At 41.9% G+C, this 6,428-nt stretch carries 7 protein-coding genes; 2 read left to right on the forward strand and 5 right to left on the reverse strand.

The features are described 5' to 3' along the window. A partial coding sequence (locus WJ238_RS11015; protein WP_337606947.1) for a glycosyltransferase occupies nucleotides 1-777 on the reverse strand: 777 nt, incomplete at its 3' end. Nucleotides 778-1,028: 251 nt separating this feature from the next. Beyond that, complete coding sequence (locus WJ238_RS11020) at nucleotides 1,029-1,673, reverse strand: cell wall hydrolase (protein ID WP_316268431.1); 645 nt, start codon at nucleotides 1,671-1,673, stop codon at nucleotides 1,029-1,031. Nucleotides 1,674-1,886: 213 nt separating this feature from the next. Between WJ238_RS11020 and WJ238_RS11025 the strand changes: the two genes are divergently transcribed. Then, on the forward strand, nucleotides 1,887-2,516 hold the full coding sequence (locus WJ238_RS11025; protein ID WP_230106621.1) for an HAD family hydrolase: 630 nt from the start codon (nucleotides 1,887-1,889) through the stop codon (nucleotides 2,514-2,516). 4 nt (nucleotides 2,517-2,520) lie between these two features. On the opposite strand, the gene WJ238_RS11030 is transcribed toward WJ238_RS11025, so the two are convergent. Further along, a complete protein-coding gene (locus WJ238_RS11030) occupies nucleotides 2,521-3,447 on the reverse strand; it encodes an AEC family transporter (RefSeq protein ID WP_316268430.1) in 927 nt (308 codons plus the stop codon). After that, the gene (locus WJ238_RS11035) at nucleotides 3,444-4,364 is read right to left on the reverse strand and encodes an NYN domain-containing protein (RefSeq protein WP_230106623.1); all 921 of its coding nucleotides are present in this window, start codon (nucleotides 4,362-4,364) and stop codon (nucleotides 3,444-3,446) included. Before WJ238_RS11035 ends, WJ238_RS11030 begins: the two co-directional genes overlap by 4 nt. Before the next feature lie 165 nt (nucleotides 4,365-4,529). Between WJ238_RS11035 and WJ238_RS11040 the strand changes: the two genes are divergently transcribed. Next, nucleotides 4,530-5,141 carry a DUF1836 domain-containing protein gene (locus WJ238_RS11040; protein ID WP_230106624.1) on the forward strand — a complete coding sequence of 204 codons (612 nt, stop codon included), beginning with the start codon at nucleotides 4,530-4,532 and terminating at the stop codon, nucleotides 5,139-5,141. Nucleotides 5,142-5,219: 78 nt separating this feature from the next. Here WJ238_RS11040 and WJ238_RS11045 read toward each other — a convergent pair whose 3' ends face one another. After that, complete coding sequence (locus tag WJ238_RS11045; protein ID WP_337606950.1) at nucleotides 5,220-6,260, reverse strand: ABC transporter substrate-binding protein; 1,041 nt, start codon at nucleotides 6,258-6,260, stop codon at nucleotides 5,220-5,222. Nucleotides 6,261-6,428 lie beyond the last annotated feature (168 nt).

The raw sequence follows: 6,428 nt of genomic DNA on the forward strand, positions 1-6,428 counted from the left end.
TTTTACCTCTCTTTTTAATTTAGATTCATAAGGTCCTGCACCGCATATCACATATTTCAGCTTAGGAAAGTCCTTTTCTTTCCTCCATTGTTCCAGAAGTTTGAGTATCACCCTGTGATTTTTATTTTTATCAAGAAGGGCTGCTGTCATAAGGCACAACTCCCCTGACCCGACTCCAAGAACTTCCCTCGCTGCTTCTCTTTGCTCCTGTTTCGGACAGTACTTTTTCAGATCCACCCCTACTCCCGGTATAGCGGCAAGCTGTCCATTCTTTTTCAGATGAAATGTCTCTGCAATGTTTTTATCTTCCTGGTTAATTGTGATCAGCGTATCCGTACATTTCGCCAAAAATTTTTCCGCCGGATAATACAGAAGCCAATTTTTAAGAGGCGCTCCCTTATAAAAGTGGAAACCGTGAGCGGTGTATATCACATGCACCTCTCTCCCGGACAAATGAGCTGCCAGTCTTCCCAGCACCCCTCCCATAGGATTGTGGCAGTGCACGATGTCAATCTTTTCTTCTCTTATAATTCGGATCAGTTCTTTGAGAGCCTGCATATTCCTGCCGATCCTGTAAGGAGATTTTTCTATTGTAAGGGGATGGCATACAATCTCATTTTTTTCAAAAAATTCCGCTTCAAATTCATAAGCTTTTATCTGAAAATTAGAAGCATAGTGAAGGCTGGCTCCTTTTTCTTTCCATATTTCTACTGCGTTTTTTTCAAACTGATATAAAAATCCGCTGACAGTTGTCACAATCAGAACTTTGCGTCTCATCTTTCTTCACTCCCTGCTTTTCCAGACAGTCCTGTCCTTCCCCTTTTTATTTTTCTTTTTTGCTCCGATGTCAGTCTATCATTTGTCCGCTGTGATTTCCTTATGGTTTTGCTGGAAATAGATGCGGATTCTGGCAGAAAAGGGGTAACCCACAAAGTCTTTTTCAGGAAAATTTAATTCATGCCAACAAAAAGCAGCCGGCCGTAACTGGCTGACTGCTTAAATATTTTCCCTCTCTTTGCAAAGGGCAATTAATGAAAATAATGATCTCCAATGCGGATCCCATAGTTTCCGTTTCCAAAAGAAAGACACCCTCCTACAGGATTGCTGCCTGCCATGGCATCTGCCGCTGCCTGCATGGCGCTTTCCGTATAACTCCGGCTTTGCAGAACGCTGTCCAGCCATCCTGTCATAGCAGGACCGAACTGTCCGGACTGATAGATAACTTCTCGAATGGATCCCGGATAGACTCCGCTGTTTACCCGATTCATCACAACGGCTCCAACTGCCACCTGGCCTTCATAAGGCTGATTTCCAGCCTCGCAGAATATCAGCGCTGCCAGAAGTCTTTGATCTTCCTCCCGCGCTTTTCTTGCTGCTTCTGCAGCAATCCTTTCTTCCTCTGCTTTCCTTCTGGCCTCTTCTTCTGCCTGAATCTGTTTCACCCGTTCCTCTGTTTTCTCTACAGCAATCTGCTGCACGGCTTCTGTCACCTTTTTTGCCACTTCCTTAGAAGATGCACTGTCCGGAAGATCATCTTCCAGCGAAGTCGCCCCGTAAATCACCGGTGTCTCCCCTTCCGGCGACATAGCAAAACTGGTAAATCCTGCCGTATTTACCGCACAAAGTACGGCGAGTACCGTAAAACGCAATCGTCCTTTTCCCTTTAATTTCATATACTCCTACCTCCTGGTTTTGTAACATTCTTACATTTCTATTATTTTTTATATGCATTTTATTTCTTCTATATTACAAATGTTACAAAATTATTACGCCGGGTATTGTACTATAAGATTTCCAATCTGTCAACTTTTTTATTTCATTGCCATCTTTTCCTCGATATGCTAGACTGAAAAAAAGTACATTTGCCGGAAAGGAATATATCAATTATGAATTTTGACTATCTTATTTTTGATGTAGACGGAACTTTGTGGGATACAACTGAAATTGTTGCAAGATCGTGGAACTATACACTGGAAAAACTCAGATTTGAACGTCAGCCTTTGACTGCCTCTGATCTGAAACAAGAGTTTGGAAAACCCATGGATATCATTGCAGCTGACTTATTTCCTCAGCTTCCTGCTGCAAAAGGAGAAGCGCTACTGGCAAAATGCTGCCGCCGGGAACATAGATTTTTGGAAAACGCCAAGGAAAGTTTTCTCTATCCGGATGTAGAATACGTTTTTTCCCGACTTTCTTCCAATCATAAGCTTTTTATCGTAAGTAACTGCCAAAGTGGTTATATTGAATTGTTTCTTAAAAAAAATAATTTGCGGAACTATATCACCGATATAGAATGCTACGGAAATACAAAGAAATCAAAAGGAGAAAATATACGGCTTTTACTGAACCGCCATCCCTCCGGCACTGCCTGCTATATCGGCGATACTGCCGGAGACTATTGCGCATCCAAAGAGGCCGGAGTTCCTTTTATTTTCGCTTCTTATGGATTCGGAGATGTTCCCGAGGCTCAAATACGTATCTCACATTTTTCTGATCTTCTTACCTTGTTTCAATAGCAGATCAGGCGAGAAATATGGAATGGATGATGAGGCTCCAAATCGGAATTGCTGCCACAGAAAGTACTGTCGTAAGCACAACACATTGGGTGGCAAATTCCTCATCTCCATGATATTTCAACGCCAGGATCGCAGTTGTCGTCCCTGCCGGCATGGCTGCCAAAGTAACGGAAACTCCTGCTACTACTGAATCCACCCCTGCCAGCAGACAGCCCAAAAGCACCACTGTAGGAATAAAAATCAGACGGATCACTGAATAGCCGGCGGTAATTTTTGTTATCATATGTCTCATATCTGTATCCATCAGGATTGTTCCGATCAATATCATTGTGACAGCTGTCGTACACCCGCCGATTTCTTCAATTCCCGTACTCAAAAATTCCGGAAGCTGAATCTGAGTCACCATCAGAACAATTCCAATCTCCACTGCTATGATACATGGATGGGTCAGTACCTTTTTTACCACCTCTTTTCGGCTCGGACTCTGGGTAAAATAGGATACTCCCGCTGACCACATAACGATGCGCTGCGGAATCAGATAAACAGAGGCATATAAAAGGCCTAGCGATCCGTAAAGCCCTTCTGCCACAGGATTTCCCAGGAATCCAGCATTTGAGCACACCGTCGCATACTGCAGAACCATCCGTTTTCCCTTTGGCACTTTTCGGTACAGCACTCCACTGATCAAAGTACAGAAAATCTGGATCAAAACAGAAATTATGAAAATTTCCATCTCTGCAATCAAAACAGAACGGTCCATCGGTATACAAAAAGCTGTAATAATATTGCAGGGAAGAATCAGATTGATCACTAAATCTGTCAATACCGTCTTCCCTTCTTTTGTTATAATATTTTTCTTTCTTAAAATTACCCCTATTCCCATAAGAAGAAGCATCATCACCTGGAGATCAAACAAACCTTCTATCTTCATTTGTTATCATCCTTCTTTTCATAGACTGCCCGGTTGTTCTCCCCATCTTCTTCTACATGTACACCGCTAAAACTTTGAATGTACTGCTTAAACTGCGAAAACCCGTAATCCCGCACCTTAAAATCTCCAAAACGACTGCGGATGCGATTTCCCAGCACACTTAAAGATACCCCATGTTTCCCCGCATCTTTGATCTGCCTGCGGATAAACTCTTCGATCTGCTCCTTTCTGTTTCTGTCTTCATAAAGCGTCACCGTAATCTGGGAACCTGACTGTATCAGTTTCAGCTTTGGGAAAGACTCCAGAAATTTAGACAAAAGGCTGTAGCCATAGCGCCTCACATCGAAGTCCGGATACAGCTTGACAAGCCGGCTTCCCACCTCTCCCAGACCTGTCACTCTGTCGTCATTTTGATTTTCGGTGATGATCTTCACTACCGCTTCTTCAATCTGGCTTCTTGCTACAGCATCATTTTCACTCATGCTTCCTTCCAGCAAAAGCTCCAGAACAGTAAAGATATCACAGGCTTTTCTGAAAGGAGCAGGCGTCTTATTCTCTCCCATGCCGATCACTGTTTTTCCGCTCTCTCTGAGTCTGCTGGCAAGCTTGGTAAAATCACTGTCGCTGGATACCAGGCAGAAACCTTCCAGCTCACTTGTATAGAGCATATCCATAGCATCAATGATCATGGCAGAATCTGTCGAATTTTTACCATGAGTATAGCTGAACTGCTGGATCGGCGTAATGGAATTGTTAAGAAGTTCCTCTTTCCATCCTGCATTATTTGTGCTTGTCCAATCCCCATAGATTCTTTTATATGTCACATTTCCATACTTTGACAATTCGTCGAGAATTGGTTCTATATATTTTGCAGACACATTATCTGCATCAATCAAAAGTGCAAATCTGTCTTCCATTTTTTCCTCCGGTTTTCATTTTCCGCTTCTGCGAACATTACTTATGGAGTATTATATCATAATTTTTCTTATTCGTAATATTATAATTTTGCTTGTTATAAATTATGAAATGCTTGCCATCTGGTTTTAAATACTATATAATGTCCATGTTGAGGTGATAATCTTATGACAATTGACACAAAAGATATGCTGAACAGCATTTTACAGAGCATTTCACGAATTGATTATGTAAAACCGGAAGAAATCCCCAATATAGAACTTTACATGGATCAGGTAACCACTTTTATGGAGAATCAGCTTGGATCTACACGGCGGTATAAAGAAGATAAAATTCTTACAAAGACCATGATCAATAATTACGCCAAAAACAATCTTCTTCCGCCTCCGGTAAAAAAGAAGTATTCAAAAGAACATGTCCTTGTCATGATCTTTATTTACTATTTTAAAAACATTCTTTCTATCAAGGATATTGAGTCACTTTTAAAACCTCTGACCGACAAATATTTCGGTAAAAATGATGGCTTTAACATTACATCCATCTATGAAGAGGTATGCAGTCTGGAAAAATCCAGGATTGATTCTCTTGCAAAGGATATCTCAAAGCTCTATTGCTCCTCCCAGGAAACTTTTCAGGACGCTCCTGCGGAAGACAGAGAGGCGCTGCAGCTTTTCTCTTTTATCTGCAGTCTGGCCTTTGATGTGTATGTAAAAAAACTGCTGATGGAAAAACTGATCGACCAGCTTCCGGATAATTCTTCGCGAAAAAAAGAAAAGTAACCGTTAAAAACAGCCGGACAGCTTTAATTCTGTCAGGCTGTTTTTATGATACACATGATGTACTTTATGCAATATTCCTTATTTTGCAGCTTCTTCCGCAAATTCTGTATTAACAAGCTTTTCATAAGGAGCACGATTACTTAATTCCCCTGCCTCTTCAAGAATATCCTGAAGAAGATCAAAACTCTCTTCTGAAAATACCAGATTTTCCGCCCAGGTATCCTGCTCATAGTATCTGGTTACGATTGTGGTAATTGTTTCCAGATCTGATTCTTCAAACTGCGGCTCAATCACAGCAGCAATCTCCTCCGGCGTATGATCCCGCACATAGTCCATTCCCTTTTGAAGCGCATTGGTAAATCCCTGGATCACTTCCGGATTTTCTTTGATATAACTTTCTTTGGCTGAAAAAGCCGTGTACGGTACATAGCCGCTGTCTGTTCCCAAAGAAGCCACAACATATCCTTTTCCTTCCTGTTCCAGACTGGTTGCTCCGGGTTCAAATTCAACAGTAAAATCTCCTTCTCCTCCGGAAAAAGCCGCTGCAGTGGAGCCAAAATCAATGCTCTGATCAATAGTAAGATCCTTCTGTGGATCGATGCCGTTTTGTTTCAGAATATACTCAAACACCATTTCCGGCATACCGCCCTTACGTCCGCCAAGGACAAGATGCCCTTTTAAATCTTCCCAGGAAAAGTCCTCCATCTCCTCACGCGCAACAAGAAAATTCCCGGCACGCTGTGTCAGCTGGGCAAAGTTCACTACAATATCATTTGCTCCCTCATTGTAGGTATAGATGGATGCCTCCGATCCCATAAAACCGATATCTGCCTCACCTGACAGTACGGCCGTCATTGTCTTGTCGGCGCCAAATCCTGTTACCAAGTCTAATTCTATTCCTTCTTCCGCAAAATACCCTTCCTCAATTGCTACATACATGGGCGCATAAAAAATAGAGTGCGCAACCTCATTCAACACAACCTTCATCGGATTTCCCTTCTCTTCTGTCTGTTTCTTGGAATCTGTTGGTACAGCCTCTTCCTTATCGGACGAACATCCGGCTACAAGGGCCATCATCATAACTACACAAAGAAATACAGAAATCAAACGCTTTTTCATAAGTTCCTCCTTTTCACTCTAATGCTATAGTATATGCCGAAAAGAATAAGAGTGATATTATCTTCAATTTTACCCACCACTTTTCGCAGTTTGATCCACCGATTCATGCAAAATGGGACGTAACACTTTTAAAAAGCAATGTCATTAAGTTTAGAAAATGAGTCCTCA

This window comes from Claveliimonas sp., from assembly GCF_037273965.1.
Classification (GTDB): domain Bacteria; phylum Bacillota; class Clostridia; order Lachnospirales; family Lachnospiraceae; genus Claveliimonas; species Claveliimonas bilis.